General features: G+C 67.8%; 3 protein-coding genes and 1 pseudogene. All 4 read left to right on the top strand.

Going from position 1 to position 2,444, the window contains the following annotated elements; genetic code table 11:
* Positions 1-68: 68 nt before the first annotated feature.
* Positions 69-344, top strand: a pseudogene (locus LPZ50_RS24050) (alkanesulfonate monooxygenase); the annotation flags it as partial.
* Positions 341-1,123 carry an aliphatic sulfonate ABC transporter permease SsuC gene (ssuC, locus tag LPZ50_RS24055; RefSeq protein WP_230665361.1) on the top strand — a complete coding sequence of 261 codons (783 nt, stop codon included), beginning with the start codon at positions 341-343 and terminating at the stop codon, positions 1,121-1,123. The pseudogene LPZ50_RS24050 and the gene ssuC, both read left to right, overlap by 4 nt.
* A 27-nt stretch (positions 1,124-1,150) precedes the next feature.
* A complete protein-coding gene (locus LPZ50_RS24060; RefSeq protein ID WP_230665362.1) occupies positions 1,151-2,041 on the top strand; it encodes an ATP-binding cassette domain-containing protein in 891 nt (296 codons plus the stop codon).
* A gap of 34 nt (positions 2,042-2,075) precedes the next feature.
* Complete coding sequence (locus tag LPZ50_RS24065) at positions 2,076-2,291, top strand: TOBE domain-containing protein (RefSeq protein ID WP_230665363.1); 216 nt, start codon at positions 2,076-2,078, stop codon at positions 2,289-2,291.
* The last annotated feature ends 153 nt before the right edge of the window (positions 2,292-2,444 follow it).

Genomic DNA, 2,444 nt, shown 5'->3' on the forward strand with positions numbered 1-2,444 from the left:
GGGTGTCGGTGCCGAGCTGCTCGCCAGCGCGGAAACTGACGATCAGGTGATAGGTCTTGTCGCCCTTGGCCCGCGTGGGGCTGGTGCGGGGCGGCGCGGGCACGGCCCTGGTGGGCAGCCCGGAAATCGTGGCTCGGCGCCTGCGTGAATACGCCGACTTGGGCATCGACACCTTCATCCTGTCGGGCTACCCGCATCTGGAAGAGTCATACCGTTTTGCCGAGTTGGTGTTCCCGCTGCTTCCGGGCAAGGGGCGGGCAGAGCCCGCGCGCGGCGTGCTCAGCGGCCCCTTCGGGGAGGTCATGGCCGCCGGGCTGGTGCCGTCGCGGAAGGCACGCGCATGAGCCGCGCCACCCTGGTCCGCTGGCGCCGGCGCATGCTGCCGTGGCTGGTTCCGGTATTGATCCTGGTGGTATGGCAGTTGTCGGCCCAACTGGGCTGGCTGTCGTCGCGCGTATTGCCGGCTCCGCTCGCCGTCGCCCGCGCGGCGTGGGAACTGGCGGTGTCGGGCGAGCTGTGGGAACACTTGCGCATCAGCGCGCTGCGGGCATTGTGGGGGCTGTTGCTGGGTGGCGGGCTGGGCCTGGCCCTGGGGCTGCTGAACGGGGCCTCGCGGCTGGCCGAGACATTGCTCGACACCACGCTGCAGATGATCCGCAATATTCCTGTGCTGGCGCTGATCCCGCTGGTCATCCTGTGGTTCGGTATCGAGGAAGCGGCCAAGCTGTCGTTGCTGTCGCTGGGCGTGTTTTTTCCCGTGTACCTGAATACCTTCCACGGGATCCGGTCGGTGGATCCCGCCCTGATCGAAATGGGGCGTTCGTATGGGCTTTCGGGGTGGCGGCTGTACCGCGACGTGATCCTGCCCGGCGCCTTGCCCTCGATGCTGGTGGGCCTGCGCTTCGCTCTGGGCCTGGTGTGGGTGATCCTGATTGTCACCGAGACCATTTCGGCGCAGTCGGGCATAGGCTACATGACCATGAACGCGCGCGAGTTCCTGCAGACCGACGTGGTGCTGCTGGGAATTCTGCTGTACGCGCTGCTGGGCAAGGTGGCGGACTGGTGCGCGCGCGGCCTGGAAGGGCGCTTGCTGCGCTGGAATCCTGCTTATCGCCCGGCTTGAGGCCGGCGCCGTTCTAGGGAACCCCGCATGTTCGTGAACCTGAATGAATTCGAATTCCTGCAATATCTCGATTCGTCGCGCACCATAGACGCACCCGACGCGGAGCCGGCGGCGGCGCATCCGCCGGTACGCATCGCGCTGCGCGGCCTGCACAAGCGCTTCGGTGGCCGGCAGGTCCTGAACGGCCTTGCGCTGGACATTGCGGCGGGCGAGTTCGTGGCCGTGGTGGGACGCAGCGGTTGCGGCAAGAGCACGCTGTTGCGCCTGCTGGCAGGGCTGGACCTGCCCACGCCTATCGGCCCGGCGGCCCAGGGCGGCCCCATCCAGTTCGACGGCCGTGCGCCGGAAGGCAGCGATGAGCGCGTGCGGATCATGTTCCAGGAGGCTCGCCTGCTGCCCTGGAAAAGCGTGCTGGACAACGTGGCCATCGGCATGTCGGCCCGCGCGCGGGGCGAGGGTGCCGCGGTGCTGCGGCAGGTGGGCCTGGGTGAACGGGGCGCGGAATGGCCGGCGGCGTTGTCGGGTGGCCAGAAGCAGCGCGTGGCGCTGGCGCGGGCCCTGCTGCCCCGGCCGGGCCTGCTGCTGCTGGACGAGCCCATGGCCGCCCTGGACGCCCTGACGCGCCTGGATATGCAGCAGTTGATCGAGGGGCTCTGGCAGCGGGACGGCTTCACGGCCGTGCTGGTCACCCACGATGTGCACGAGGCGGTTGCGCTGGCGGACCGTGTCCTGGTCATCGAGGACGGCGGCATTGTGCTGGACCAGCGCGTGGCGCTGCCGCGCCCGCGCAATCGCACCAGCGCGGCGTTCGCGGCGCTCGAAGACTGCGTGCTGGACGCAGTGCTGAACCGGCCCGCCGAAGCCGCTGCCGGGAAGGCGCCCGTCATTTCCATCGGCCATTTGCGGCTGGCGGTATAAACCCGTCCGGTCTTTTTTCACAAGGAGCAGTACCATGAGCATTCAGTCCATCAACGCGCGCAACCAATTCCGCGGCCGCATCAAGGAAATCATCCTGGGGCCGGTGCTTTCGGAAGTCGATGTCGATACGCCGGCCGGCACGGTCACATCCGTCATTACCACTCGTTCGGTGAAAGAGCTTGATCTGCAGGTGGGCACGGAAGTGCTGGCCTTCGTGAAGGCCACCGAGGTCTCGGTGGCCAAGCTCTGACGCTGAGTCATCTACGGAGCACAACGCATGCGCAGCAGCACGGAGCCCGATAACATCCTTGAAACCGATGCCGGCTCGGCGGCGGCCGGGCCGAACACGCGGCGGGATTTCCTGCTGCGCGGCGCCGCCGCCGGAGGCCTGCTGAGCTCACAT

Origin of the sequence: Bordetella petrii, from assembly GCF_020991325.1 — a bacterium.
Lineage (GTDB): Bacteria > Pseudomonadota > Gammaproteobacteria > Burkholderiales > Burkholderiaceae_B > Bordetella_A > Bordetella_A petrii_E.

Excerpts from the sequence above, each read along its gene's own strand:
- ssuC (WP_230665361.1), top strand. The coding sequence starts at position 341 with ATGAGCCGCGCCACCCTGGTCCGCTGGCGCCGGCGCATGCTGCCGTGG.
- LPZ50_RS24060 (WP_230665362.1), top strand. The coding sequence starts at position 1,151 with ATGTTCGTGAACCTGAATGAATTCGAATTCCTGCAATATCTCGATTCG.
- LPZ50_RS24065 (WP_230665363.1), top strand. The coding sequence starts at position 2,076 with ATGAGCATTCAGTCCATCAACGCGCGCAACCAATTCCGCGGCCGCATC.